Below are 12312 nucleotides of genomic sequence, written 5' to 3'. Positions count from 1 at the left end.
GCCGAATTCGCATTTGCTAGGCCCGGGTAAGGAACATATGGGACACCATGGGAGAAACTGCGGTGTCGGAGGCTGCACTGGACGACGCTTTTGCCGATGACATCACCTTCCAGGCGACCGACGGCTATTCGTTGGGCGCGACGCTGTACCTGCCCCGCGGCGCCCGTACCCACGCGGTTCTGATCAATTCCGCAACCGCCGTTCCCCGCAAAATCTACAGAGGCTTCGCCAGCTACCTCGCGAGCCGCGGCTGTGCCGTGCTGACCTATGACTATCGCGGCACCGGGGATTCGCGGCCCAAGGCCGATCCCCTGTCCGGCCGGTCGAACGCGCTGGTGGGCTTCAAGGCATCCATGACCGACTGGGCGGCGCTCGATGTTACCGCCGCGGTGAGCTGGATGCGCGAGCGCTACAAGGCAATGCCGCTCGCCTTTGTCGGCCATTCCTTCGGCGGTCAGGCGCTCGGCCTGATCCCCAACAATTCCGAGGTGTCGCGCGCCTTGCTCATCGCCGCACAGGCCGGCACCTGGCGGCTGATGACGTCGCCTGAGGGCTACCGCATCTATGCGCTCATGAAATTCGTCGGCGCGCCGCTGGCGCGCGTCATCGGCTATGCACCCGGCAGGATCGGCCTCGGCTACGATCTGCCACGCGACGTGTTTCTGGAATGGGCGGGCTGGGTCACCAGCGATCGCTACTTCTTCGACGACAGCAAATTGCGGGCACTGGCGAACTTTCCGCGCTACCGCGGTGAGATGCGGGCCCTGAGCTTCTCGGACGATCCGTGGGCGACACGCGCCGCCGTCGAAATGCTCTGTGCCGGCTTCACGTCGATCAAGCCGGAAATCGACAGTATCCGCCCCATCGAGGCCGGCTCGAAAAAGGTCGGCCATTTCGGCTTCTTCCGGCCGGAGCACCGCGACACACTGTGGCGCGGCGCTGCCGAATGGATCCAGATGGAAGATTAGGGGCACATCATTGAAGCCGCAGATCATCGATCCGCCCTCATCCTGAGGAGCGGTCGTCTTCGACCGCGTCTCGAAGGATGGCCACAAACACCGATACGTTGCATCTCATGGTTCGAGACGCGCGCAAGGGCGCGCTCCTCACCATGAGGGCTGGTGTTACTCCGCGGCTTCGCGCACGTAGCGTGCGGTGGGCGTGCGCATCGTCACCAGCTCCTCGGCCGCACTCGGATGCACAGCCACGGTGGCGTCGAAGTCAGCCTTGGTGGCCTTCAGCTTCACGCAGATGCCCAGCACCTGGATGAGTTCGGCCGCTTCCGGTCCGACGATATGGGCGCCGACCACGATATCCGTCGCACCGTCGACCACCAGCTTCATCAGCACGCGGCTTTCGCTGCCTGAAATCGTCGATTTGATCGACCGGAAATTGGTCTTGTAGATATCGACGTGGCTGAAGATGGCGCGCGCCTCTTCTTCGCTCATGCCGACAGTGCCGACCTCCGGCTGGGTGAACACCGCGGTCGGGATATTGCTGTGATCGACCTTCACGGTCTTCTTGCCGAACACCGTATCGGCAAAGGCATGGCCTTCGCGGATCGCCACCGGCGTGAGGTTGACCCGATTGGTGACGTCACCGACCGCGTAGATATGCGGCACATTGGTCTGCGAGAACTCGTTGACGATGATGCCGCCATGGGCGGGCTTGAGTGCAACGCCAGCCTTCTCGAGACCGAGATTGGCGGTGTTCGGATTGCGGCCGATCGCGAACAACACCTGATCGGATGCGATGCTTGCGCCGCTGGACAGATGCGTCGTGAATTCGTGCCGGTGTTTCTCGACCTTGGTCACCGTGCAGCCGGTCAGGATGGTGATGCCATCCTTTTCCATCTCGCTGCGGACATGGGCGCGCACGTCTTCATCGAAGCCGCGCAGGATGTTGTCGCCGCGATAGATCACCGTCACGTCGGAGCCCAATCCTGCAAAGATGCAGGCAAATTCGAGCGCGATATAGCCGCCGCCCTGGATCACGATGCGCCTCGGCAGTTCGGGCAGATGAAACACCTCGTTGGAGGAAATCACATGCTCGATGCCGGGAATCGCCGGCCCATGATTGGGCGCGCCGCCGGTCGCAATCAAGATATGCTTGGCGTTCACCGTCTCGCCGGTGCCGAGGCGCAGCGTGTGCGGATCCTCGAACACTGCGCGGGTCTTGACGGTCGTCGCGCCGGTCTTCTCCACATTGGACTGATAGATGCCCTCGAGCCGGGCGATCTCCTTGTCCTTGTTGGCGATGAAGGTCGACCAGTCGAACGTCGCCGTCGGGATGGTCCAACCGAAACCGGCGGCATCGTCGATCTCGCGCTGGACATGCGAGGCATAGACCATCAGCTTCTTCGGCACGCAGCCGCGGATCACGCAGGTGCCGCCGAAGCGATATTCCTCGGCCACCATGACCTTCGCGCCGTAGCCGGCCGCGATACGGGCGGCGCGCACGCCGCCAGAACCACCACCAATGACAAACAGATCGACGTCGACGTCAGCCATGATCGCTCCGAACTGGGGGCTGAGACCCGGGATGACGGGCCTCAGCTTACGCCCTTAGATTTCCTTGCCGCGCTTGCGCATTTCAGCGCGGAACAGGCCGTTGACCTGCTCCGAAAACTGCTGCGCCCACTGCTGCATATAGGTCATGCTGGCGGAAATCGACTGGGGCTCCTGCACCAGAAGTTTCTGGCCGAGCGGCGACTTGTAGAAGGTCGCAAGGTCCTTCAACTCAGCCTCGGTGAAGTCGCTGGCATAGATCTTCGCCATCTGCTCGGTGATCTCCTTGTCGCGCCCGGCCATCGTCTGCGCGATGGTGATGGCGACCTCGTTGAGATCCTTCTGATAGTTCAGATTGCTCTGCAGCAGCGAATCCTTGACGCGCTGAACCATGTTCGGCACGGCATTGGCATACATCGCGCTGGCGTTCTTCATCGCCAGAATTTCCTTGGCGTAACCGATGGCGGCGGGCGATGCCGGCTTGATCGGACGAGCCTGTCCTTCCGGAGATGCCTGCTGCGCGGAGACCGGCAGCGCGATCACTGCTACGCTGAGCGCTAGACCAGCGGACAGCAGCATGTGCGAGAGCTTCTTCATTCCAATTCTCCTTGATTGCGCCGTTACGGACGCTCGAAAACGCGAATTCCCTGCGATCCTGCCAGCATGGCGGTGCTTGCCAGGCCGATAAACAAACCGTGCTCGACCACGCCCGGAATGGCGCCGAGCAGCCCAGCCAGTCGGGGCGCATCGGTAATGGTCCCGAGCCGGGCGTCGATGATCCAGTGGCCGCCATCGGTGACGAAAGCATGGCCGTCCTTGCCGCTGCGAATGGCCATTTCGCCGTGCAACCCGCACTTGGCGAACACATCGGCAATCGCGCGGCGCGTGGCCGACAGGCCGAACGGGATCACTTCCACAGGCAGCGGGAAGCGGCCAAGGGTCGGCACCCATTTGGAATCGTCGGCGATGACAATCATGCGGTCGGACGCCGCCGCCACGATCTTCTCGCGGAGCAATGCGCCGCCGCCGCCCTTGATGAGATTCAGCGCCGGATCGACTTCGTCGGCACCGTCGACCGTGAGATCGAGCCGATCGACCTCGTCGAGTGTGGTCAACGGCACGCCGCAACGTTCGGCATCGGCCCGCGTGGCCTCAGACGTCGGAACGCCAATAACCTTGAGACCGCCCGCCACGCGTTCACCCAGCAGTTCGACGAAGTGCTTTGCTGTCGATCCCGTGCCGAGTCCGAGCTTCATGCCATCACGCACATGTTCGAGCGCCTTTGCGGCAGCCTGTCGTTTCAGCTCGTCCATATTCATCGGCGCAGCGGTCCTTGCGGTTCACAATCGGTCCCGCGGACGGGATGCGCCGCATATCTAGCGACGTTTGGGGGCAAGGAACAGGGCGAAGGGCGTGCTTTCCCGGGGAATGCAGGCCTGCATTTCAAGGGGGATGCCGGACCGCATCCGGGACCCCTTGCGGGATCGGCCGATGACCGGTAGCGATCCCTGCATGACAGATGCTTCCCCTGCTCCCCTCGTCGTTTTCGACCTCGACGGCACCCTCGTGGATACCGCCCCCGATCTCATCAGCGCGCTGAACCACGTGCTCCATCAGGAGGGGTTGGCCCCCGTCCCGCTGGAATCTGCGCGTAAAATGATCGGCCAGGGCGCCCGGCGCCTGATCGAACGTGGGCTCGAGCTTGAAGGGCGGGAAATGACCCCGGACGAGGTCACACGCCTGACCGAGGATTTCATCGCTTATTACGCGGAGCATATCGCTGACGAGTCGCGCCCCTTCGAGGGGCTGATTACGGCGCTCGACGATATGGCGGCGCGTGGCTACCGCTTCGCGGTCTGCACCAACAAACTGGAATGGTTGTCGAAGCTGCTGCTCGACAAGCTGGAGCTGACGGACCGATTCGCGGCGATCTGCGGCGCTGACACCTTCGGCGTCGCGAAGCCCGATCCGGTCATCCTGCAGCAAACGGTAGCGCGTGCCGGTGGTGTGATGTCGTCCGTTGTCATGGTCGGCGATGCCGGCCCCGATGTCGGTGTGGCGCGGCGGGCCAATGTCCCGGTGATCGGCGTTACATTCGGCTATACTGATGTCCCGATTATCGAACTCAAGCCCGACATCGTGATCGACCATTTCCGCGATCTACCGACGACTGTCGACCGCCTGTTGCCACACCGCCTCGCCTAGCCTGTTCACATCATTGAGTTTCTCAGGTTGTTGGGCGACTTCGTTAACCATCAATTAACTATAAGCGGTCTGCGTGTTGCGTCATATGTACGACGCTCCTATGGTTGCCGGGGGATGGCGGCTAGCCGCAAAACGTGACGGATATACCCATGCGTAGAGTAATAGTTTTGGCAGCGTCAGGCTTGAGCCTGGCCGGTTGCACGTCGTTCTCCATGGACGCATTCAAGTCGGCACCGGAACCGGTTACCGTGCAGTTCGACTCGGTTCCGCCCGGCGCAGAGGTGGTCACGTCGATTGGCCCGAGCTGCAAGACCCCGTGCTCGCTGCCTCTGGCAACGGAAACCGGGTTCAGCGCAACCTTTACCCTCGCAAAATTTCAGCCGATGACAGTTCCGGTGACCATTACCCGCGTTCCCGGGGACTTCACCTCGCCGGCACGGACCACGGTCGATCCGAGCCCGGTCGTCGCCGAGTTGCAGCCTGCGACACCGCCACGCCGCGCCCGCAAGGCTGCCAAGCGCGCAGCAGCGCCTGCCGCGGCCCCGGCGGCCGCCGCATCTGCGGCGGGCTCGCCGTTCCCCGCGCCTCGCTGATCCACCAAACATATACGTTGGCGTGATTGTGCCAGCTGCAACACGTGACTAGATTGAACGTGCGGCGTTTTTCGCCGCGCGAGCAATTCATGTTTTGCAGTCAGGCATCTGAATGACCGTCTCCGAGTTGAGCCCCGCCCTGGCCTCCTCTGCCATGACCGACCCGTTCGGCCGGCGGATCAACTATTTGCGTGTTTCGGTGACCGATCGCTGCGATCTGCGCTGCTTCTATTGCATGTCGGAAGACATGACGTTCCTGCCCAAGGCCGACCTGCTGACGCTGGAAGAGCTCGACCGGCTCTGCTCGGCGTTCATCGCCAAGGGCGTTACCAAGCTGCGGCTCACTGGTGGCGAACCGCTTGTCCGGCGCAACGTCATGGGCCTCGTGCGTTCGCTGTCGCGCCACCTCAAGACCGGCGCGCTGAAAGAGCTGACGCTGACCACCAACGGCTCGTTGCTCTCCAAATATGCCGCTGAACTGGCCGATTGCGGCGTGAAGCGCATCAACGTCTCCCTGGACACGCTCGATCCCGTAAAATTCCGCACCATCACGCGCTGGGGCGACCTCTCCAAGGTGTTGGCCGGGATCGACGCCGCGCAGGCAGCGGGTCTTGCGGTGAAGATCAATACCGTCGCCTTGAAGAACATGAATGAGGACGAGATCCCCTCATTGATCGAATGGGCGCACGGCCGCGACATGGCACTGACCCTGATCGAAGTGATGCCCATGGGCGATATCGGCGAAGGTCGCATCGACCAGTATGTACCGCTGTCGCTGCTGCGCACGCGCCTTGCCGGTCAGTTCACGATGACGGATCTCCCGGACGACACCGGCGGTCCCGCCCGCTATGTCCGCGTTGCCGAAACCGGCGGCAAGATCGGCTTCATCACGCCGATGACCCACAATTTCTGCGAGTCGTGCAATCGTGTCCGCATTACCTGCACCGGCACGATCCATACCTGCCTGGGCCACGAGGATGCATCCGATCTGCGCAAGCCGCTGCGGGCTTCCGCCGACAACGACCTCCTGAACGCCACGATCGACCGCGCCATCGGCCTGAAGCCGAAGGGGCACGATTTCATCATCGATCGCCGCCACAACCGGCCGAGCGTCAGCCGGCATATGAGCGTGACCGGGGGGTAACCCACCGGCGGTGCTCCGTCCTTCCCCTCGACCAATGGCCTGCGACAAACCGTCAATTTCCGATTGACGATTGCATGACGCGCTGAAATGGTGCCGCCGAATTCTTTCGCCCAGCGGAAAAAGCTGCGCTTTCTCAGTGAGAAAGACGTGATGAGCGGACAGCGGGGCGACTTTCGGGGGGAACTGTGGACGTACTCAAATTCACACGTGCGATCGATGCACTGAGCGATGTGTTCGGCTTCATCGCCAAGTGGCTCGTGCTGCTTGCCTGCCTCGTCAGCGCCGGCAATGCCACGATCCGTTATCTCTTCAACTACTCGTCGAACGGCTGGCTCGAAATCCAGTGGTACATGTTCGCGGGCATCGTATTTTTCGGCGCGGCGCAGACACTGCGCCTCAATGAGCATGTGCGCGTCGATCTGCTCTATTCGGCCGTCTCCGATCGCGCGCGGCTGTGGATCGACATCATCGGCCTCTGCATCTTCCTGCTGCCGGCGATGACATACCTCACTTACATGACGTTCCCGTTTTTCCTGAATTCCTGGAATTCGCAGGAGGTCTCCAGCAATGCGGGCGGCCTGATCCTGTGGCCGGTGAAGCTGGTGCTGCCGCTCGGCTTCGGTCTGCTGCTACTGCAGGGTGTGGCCGAACTCGCCAAGCGCATCGCCGCGCTCGCCGGCGTCGTCAAGATCGACACCCATTACGAAGCGCCGCTGCAATAGCGGCGTTCGCTTTTTCAGCCTCTCGCATTTCGACCAATCCGTTCGATAGAACCAGTTCGATAGTCAGGACCACCGATGTTTTCCTACGGCGTGTTCCCCCCGCTGATGTTCGGCACCATGATCTGCTTCATGGTGTTCGGCTTCCCGGTCGCCTTTTCGCTGGCCGCGGTCGGCCTGTTCTTCGGCATTCTCGGTATCTTCACCGGTCACTTCGATCCGTCCTTCCTGCAGGCGCTGCCGTTCCGCTTCTACGGCACGATCTCGAACGACCTGCTGCTGTCGATCCCGTTCTTCACCTTCATGGGCGCGATCCTCGAGCGCTGCGGCCTTGCTGAAGATCTGCTCGAAGGCACCGGCCAGTTGTTCGGCAAGATCCCAGGCGGTCTCGCTTATGCGGTGATCCTCGTCGGCGCCGTGCTCGGCGCCATCACCGGCACCGTTGCTGCTTCGGTCATCGCCATGGGCGTGATCTCGCTGCCGATCATGATGCGCTACGGCTACGACATGAAGCTCGCCACCGGCGTCATCGCCGCATCCGGCACCATCACGCAGCTCATCCCCCCGTCGCTGGTGCTGATCGTACTCGCCGACCAGCTCGGCCGTTCGGTCGGCGACATGTATCTCGGCGCGATCGGTCCTTCGATCATCCAGGTCGTGATCTTCATTCTCTACATCGTCGTATTGTCGATCCTGAAGCCGAGCGCGATGCCGCCGATCCCGGAACATGCGCGCGAGCCCATGAACTGGAAGCTCATCAGCCGCGTGCTGTGGGGCATGATCCCCTCGATCGTGCTGATCTTCCTCGTGCTCGGCACCATCGGCCTCGGCCTTGCGACGCCCACCGAAGCCGGCGCCATGGGCGCGGTCGGCGCGATGGTGCTCGCCGCGCTGCATCGCCGCCTGACCTGGCCGCTGATCGACCAGGCGATGACATCGACCATGCGCCTGACCTCGATGGTGGTGTTCATCCTGATCGGCTCGACCTGCTTCAGCCTCGTCTTCCAGGGCATGGATGGCGCGCGCTGGATCGAGCATCTGCTCACCGGCCTGCCCGGCGGCGCGATCGGCTTCCTGATCTTCGTGAACATCTTCGTGTTCTTTCTGGCGTTCTTCCTCGACTTCTTCGAGATCGCCTTCATCATCATCCCGTTGCTGGCGCCGGTCGCGGCCAAGCTCGGGATCGATCTCGTCTGGTTCGGCGTGCTGCTCTGCGTGAACATGCAGACGTCATTCATGCATCCGCCGTTCGGCTTCGCACTGTTCTATCTGCGCGGCATTGCACCGCCCGAAGTGAAGAGCCGCGATATCTATCTCGGCGCACTGCCATGGGTCGGGATGCAGATCATCCTGGTAATCATCGTGATCTACTGGCCCGGTCTCGTGACCTACTGGATCGACAACACGGCTGTGGATACGTCCAACGTGAAGATCGAGATCCCGCAGATCGAAATGCCGGCGATGCCGGACTTCGGACCAGCAAAATAGCGAATGACGTTACTATCGCGCTTTACGATCAGGGGATAACCGATGCTGCATGAAGGAAGTTGCCATTGCGGCAACATCGCCTTTGAAGTCGAGGGCGATTTCAATTCGGCCATCGACTGCAACTGTTCGATGTGCCGGCGGCGCGGCGGCCTGCTCGCTTTCGTTCCACGCGACAAACTGGTGCTGAAAACCGCGAAAGAGAACCTGTCGACCTATACGTTCAATCACCACGCCATTCAGCATCACTTCTGCAGCACCTGCGGCATTGCCCCGTTCGGCGAAGGAAAAGCGCCCAACGGAATGATGATGGCATCGGTCAATGTGCGCTGCTTGCCTGCGGTCGATCTGAGCGCTCTGGATATCCAGCAGTTCGATGGCAAGGATCGCTAACGCGATCAGCCGACAAACATGATCTCGGCCTCGCCGAGCTTTTCAAATCGCACCACACAGTGATCGCCGGGCCTCAGGAACGGCATGCCGGTCCAGCTGCCTGTCGTGACGACATGCCCAGCTTTCAAGCCTCCGGCATCCCGCCACATATTGGCCAGCGCGATTGCAGCGGCAAGCGGATCATCGGTCGGATGGCCGCCTTTGCGCTCCAGCACCGTCTCGCCGTTCACAACAAACGTGATGTGCAGGTTAGGCAAATCGAGATGTGACCAGTCGGTCATCTCACGCCCGAGCACCAGCCCACCATTGATCCCGCAATCGGCAAGCTGCTCCAACCGCGGCCGGCTCGTCGGCTCTCGAAACCGGCTGGAGACCACCTCGATGGCCGGCAGCACGGACACGGATTGCGCCACCTCATCGCGCGTGTAGGGCGCGCTGCGCGCCGGCAGATCGCGGGTAAAGCGGAAGGCGACCTCGCCCTCGACGCCAAGATGCGGGACTTCAGCCACAGACATATGCGCCGGGCTCGAACGAATCATCCGGGCTTCGATCAGACCGCGTGTCGGTTCGCCCTCGGGCGGCGCACCGGCCTTGAAGGCACCGATGGGCTCTCCGACCAGCGCAGCAACCCGATCCTGAATCTCGTGCGCCTCCGCAACCGAAGATGGCGTGACGGGCAGCGCTTCGATCTGCGTTCCGCTGCGGCGCGCCCCGGCAAGAATGTCGGCGGCCGTTTCGATTTCAGATTCGGTCATGGCAAATTCGGCTCCCTCCAGGAACAGAACGCTTAGCGGATTCGCGGTCCGCGCACCGGCTAAGGGAGACCGCTTCAACAAGAAGCCTGGCCTTCTCACGAAGGCCGGGCTCCTTTTTCCGAAACAGTCTTCGATCAGCTGCGGGTGCGCGAGCGGATCATGAAACTGTCGAAGCTGTACTCGGCGACCTGCCACCAAGTGTACTGGTCGCCGCGGAAGGCCACCATGCTGTCATAGACTTTCTTGAACGCCGCATTGCTGGCCGAGGTCTCGGCATAAACCTCGTTGGCAGCCTTCAGCGACGCATCCATGATGGATGCGGGGAACGGCCGCAGCTGCGTGCCACCGGCCACCAGGCGCTTCAGCGCCGGCGGATTGTAGGCATCGTAGCGTGCCTGCATGGTTTCGTTGGCGAGCGACGAGGCGGTCCTGATGATCGACTTGTAGCTGGCAGGAAGCTGCTCCCACTTAGCGAGGTTGACCATGTTGTGCAGTGTCGGACCGCCTTCCCAGAAGCCGGGATAGTAGTAATATTTGGCGACCTTCTGGAAACCGAGCTTTTCATCATCGTAAGGTCCGACCCATTCGGCAGCGTCGATGGTGCCCTTTTCCAGCGACGGGTAAATATCGCCGGCGGCCACCTGTTGCGGAACGAGCCCGAGCTTGGTGAGCACACGGCCGGCGAAGCCGCCGATGCGCATTTTGAGACCACTGAGGTCGGATGGCTCCTTCAGCTCCTTGCGAAACCAGCCACCCATCTGGCAGCCGGTGTTGCCGGCCGCGAATCCGATGACATTGTAGGCTTTGAGAAATTCATTGAAGAGTTCGGCGCCACCGCCCACCTGCAACCACGAGGTCTGCATCCGGCTGTTGAGTCCGAACGGAACCGCAGTACCGAACGCGAAGGTTGGATCCTTGCCTACATAATAGTAGGCCGCCGTGTGGCACATCTCCACGGTGCCGTTGGAAGCCGCATCCAGCGCCTGCAGACCGGGGACGATCTCACCGGCGGCAAACACCTGGATCTGGAATTTGTTGTCGGTGGCCTCGGCAACGGCCTTGGCGAATACCTCGCTGGCGCCATAGATCGTATCGAGCGATTTCGGAAAGCTCGACGTTAACCGCCATTTGATCTCCGGCGAAGATTGCGCGATGGCCGGCGCGGCAATGGCCGCGCCGGCAGCCCCCAGACCGGCAGCCTTGATGAACTCACGACGCTTCATGATGTGCTCCCTAGATGTGAATGTGTCAGCGCCCTTCTTGGCGAGGGCGTTGGGGAGCAGCATGAGCCAGGTTCCAGCGAGAAGCCACGGCGATTTGAGTGACGCAATGCAAAAAGCCCGACCTTCTCGCGAAGGCCGGGCTTCATGTTTGATCGAGGCTTAAGATCAGCCGCGGGTACGCGAGCGGATCATGAAGCTGTCGAAGGTGTATTCAGCGACCTGCCACCACAGATATTCGTCCGAACGATAGGCCTGCATCGCGTCGATCGACTTCTTGAAGTCGGCGTTCTTCGCGGAGATTTCAGCCCAGAGTTCGTTGGTGGCCTTGAGGCATGCATCCAGAACTTCATTGGTGAACGGACGCAGCTGCGTGCCACCGGCGACGAGCTGCTTCAACGCCGCCGGATTCTGCATGTCGTAACGAGCGGCCATCCAGCTGTTGGCATTGGCGCAGGCATTGGTGAGGATCGCCTGATAGCTCTTCGGCAGCGCGTTGTACTTCTCGAGGTTGGTGAAGGCGTGGACCGTCGGGCCACCTTCCCAGAAACCTGGATAGTAGTAGTACTTTGCGACCTTCTGGAAGCCGAGCTTCTGGTCGTCATAGGGACCGACCCACTCAGCAGCGTCGATGGTGCCTTTTTCGAGCGACGGATAGATGTCGCCACCCGCAAGCTGCTGCGGCACGACGCCAACCTTCTGCAGCACCTGACCGGCAATGCCGCCGATGCGCATCTTGAGGCCGGAGAGATCGGCAACGGTCTTGATCTCCTTGCGGAACCAACCGCCCATCTGCGTGCCCGTATTGCCGCAAGGGTGACCGATGACGCCAAATTTCTTGAAGAACTCGTTGCCGAGCTGTTCGCCGCCGCCCTGGTACCACCAGGAATTCTGCTGGCGTGCGTTCAGGCCAAACGGGACCGACGCGTAGATCGCGAAGGTCGGGTCCTTGCCGACATAGTAGTAAGACACAGTGTGGCACATTTCGACGGTGCCGTTCGAGGTCGCATCGAGCGCCTGCAGACCGGGGACCAGTTCTCCGGCCGCGAAGACCTGGATCTGGAATTTGTTGTCGGTCATTTCGGCGACCTGCTTCGCCATCATCTCGGCGCCGCCATAGATGGTGTCGAGCGATTTCGGGAAGCTCGATGCGAGGCGCCATTTGACCTCGGGCGCGGACTGCGCGATCGCCGGCGAGGCAACGGCGGCCACCGCGGCGCCGGCCGTCGAAACCTTCAAAAACTCACGACGCTTCATTCAAGCTCTCCTTTTGCGGGCGTTTTCCCTAGAA

Annotated in this window: 13 protein-coding genes; 7 read left to right on the top strand and 6 right to left on the bottom strand. The window is 61.7% G+C overall.

The window, feature by feature from the left end:
- The first annotated feature begins 47 nt into the window (after positions 1-47).
- On the top strand, positions 48-968 hold the full coding sequence (locus tag AB7828_RS02665; protein WP_441229326.1) for an alpha/beta hydrolase family protein: 921 nt from the start codon (positions 48-50) through the stop codon (positions 966-968).
- A 156-nt stretch (positions 969-1124) separates the two neighbouring features.
- Here the strand turns inward: AB7828_RS02665 and gor are convergent, their stop codons facing one another.
- From gor to rpiA, 3 genes are read right to left on the bottom strand one after another with little or no spacing between them, the layout of a single operon-like run.
- Positions 1125-2510, bottom strand: coding sequence for a glutathione-disulfide reductase (gene gor / locus AB7828_RS02660; RefSeq protein WP_439076788.1), 1386 nt, complete (start codon positions 2508-2510; stop codon positions 1125-1127).
- Between the two features lie 54 nt (positions 2511-2564).
- A complete protein-coding gene (locus tag AB7828_RS02655; protein ID WP_089267146.1) occupies positions 2565-3104 on the bottom strand; it encodes a DUF2059 domain-containing protein in 540 nt (179 codons plus the stop codon).
- A 23-nt stretch (positions 3105-3127) separates the two neighbouring features.
- A complete protein-coding gene (gene rpiA / locus AB7828_RS02650; protein WP_175367384.1) occupies positions 3128-3826 on the bottom strand; it encodes a ribose-5-phosphate isomerase RpiA in 699 nt (232 codons plus the stop codon).
- A 193-nt stretch (positions 3827-4019) separates the two neighbouring features.
- Here rpiA and AB7828_RS02645 point away from each other — a divergent pair, with 193 nt between their 5' ends.
- From AB7828_RS02645 to AB7828_RS02620, 6 genes are all read left to right on the top strand, one after another.
- A complete protein-coding gene (locus AB7828_RS02645; protein WP_441232187.1) occupies positions 4020-4712 on the top strand; it encodes an HAD family hydrolase in 693 nt (230 codons plus the stop codon).
- Between the two features lie 149 nt (positions 4713-4861).
- A complete protein-coding gene (locus tag AB7828_RS02640) occupies positions 4862-5305 on the top strand; it encodes a hypothetical protein (protein ID WP_441229325.1) in 444 nt (147 codons plus the stop codon).
- A gap of 112 nt (positions 5306-5417) precedes the next feature.
- On the top strand, positions 5418-6449 hold the full coding sequence (moaA, locus tag AB7828_RS02635) for a GTP 3',8-cyclase MoaA (RefSeq protein WP_439058091.1): 1032 nt from the start codon (positions 5418-5420) through the stop codon (positions 6447-6449).
- A gap of 185 nt (positions 6450-6634) precedes the next feature.
- Positions 6635-7171: a TRAP transporter small permease subunit gene (locus tag AB7828_RS02630; RefSeq protein WP_089267141.1), complete on the top strand. Its 537-nt coding sequence runs from the start codon at positions 6635-6637 to the stop codon at positions 7169-7171.
- 75 nt (positions 7172-7246) lie between these two features.
- Complete coding sequence (locus AB7828_RS02625; RefSeq protein WP_120290994.1) at positions 7247-8656, top strand: TRAP transporter large permease; 1410 nt, start codon at positions 7247-7249, stop codon at positions 8654-8656.
- 42 nt (positions 8657-8698) lie between these two features.
- Complete coding sequence (locus tag AB7828_RS02620) at positions 8699-9046, top strand: GFA family protein (RefSeq protein WP_184515675.1); 348 nt, start codon at positions 8699-8701, stop codon at positions 9044-9046.
- A 5-nt stretch (positions 9047-9051) separates the two neighbouring features.
- Here AB7828_RS02620 and AB7828_RS02615 read toward each other — a convergent pair whose 3' ends face one another.
- From AB7828_RS02615 to AB7828_RS02605, 3 genes are all read right to left on the bottom strand, one after another.
- Positions 9052-9996, bottom strand: coding sequence for a 2-keto-4-pentenoate hydratase (locus tag AB7828_RS02615; RefSeq protein WP_441232186.1), 945 nt, complete (start codon positions 9994-9996; stop codon positions 9052-9054).
- Positions 9936-11024, bottom strand: coding sequence for a TRAP transporter substrate-binding protein (locus AB7828_RS02610; protein ID WP_441229324.1), 1089 nt, complete (start codon positions 11022-11024; stop codon positions 9936-9938). The genes AB7828_RS02615 and AB7828_RS02610 overlap by 61 nt, the downstream gene beginning before the upstream one ends.
- Before the next feature lie 165 nt (positions 11025-11189).
- Complete coding sequence (locus AB7828_RS02605; RefSeq protein WP_089267138.1) at positions 11190-12278, bottom strand: TRAP transporter substrate-binding protein; 1089 nt, start codon at positions 12276-12278, stop codon at positions 11190-11192.
- Positions 12279-12312: the final 34 nt, after the last annotated feature.

The organism is Tardiphaga sp. 215_C5_N2_1, assembly GCF_052076055.1.
Lineage (GTDB): Bacteria > Pseudomonadota > Alphaproteobacteria > Rhizobiales > Xanthobacteraceae > Tardiphaga > Tardiphaga robiniae.
The sequence above is the reverse complement of the archived record's forward strand: the minus strand, read 5'-3'. Positions and strand labels throughout refer to the sequence as shown.

Coding starts and splice junctions, on each gene's coding strand:
- AB7828_RS02665 (WP_441229326.1), top strand. CDS start 48: ATGGGAGAAACTGCGGTGTCGGAGGCTGCACTGGACGACGCTTTTGCC.
- gor (WP_439076788.1), bottom strand. CDS start 2,510: ATGGCTGACGTCGACGTCGATCTGTTTGTCATTGGTGGTGGTTCTGGC.
- AB7828_RS02655 (WP_089267146.1), bottom strand. CDS start 3,104: ATGAAGAAGCTCTCGCACATGCTGCTGTCCGCTGGTCTAGCGCTCAGC.
- rpiA (WP_175367384.1), bottom strand. CDS start 3,826: ATGAATATGGACGAGCTGAAACGACAGGCTGCCGCAAAGGCGCTCGAA.
- AB7828_RS02645 (WP_441232187.1), top strand. CDS start 4,020: ATGACAGATGCTTCCCCTGCTCCCCTCGTCGTTTTCGACCTCGACGGC.
- AB7828_RS02640 (WP_441229325.1), top strand. CDS start 4,862: ATGCGTAGAGTAATAGTTTTGGCAGCGTCAGGCTTGAGCCTGGCCGGT.
- moaA (WP_439058091.1), top strand. CDS start 5,418: ATGACCGTCTCCGAGTTGAGCCCCGCCCTGGCCTCCTCTGCCATGACC.
- AB7828_RS02625 (WP_120290994.1), top strand. CDS start 7,247: ATGTTTTCCTACGGCGTGTTCCCCCCGCTGATGTTCGGCACCATGATC.
- AB7828_RS02620 (WP_184515675.1), top strand. CDS start 8,699: ATGCTGCATGAAGGAAGTTGCCATTGCGGCAACATCGCCTTTGAAGTC.
- AB7828_RS02610 (WP_441229324.1), bottom strand. CDS start 11,024: ATGAAGCGTCGTGAGTTCATCAAGGCTGCCGGTCTGGGGGCTGCCGGC.
- AB7828_RS02605 (WP_089267138.1), bottom strand. CDS start 12,278: ATGAAGCGTCGTGAGTTTTTGAAGGTTTCGACGGCCGGCGCCGCGGTG.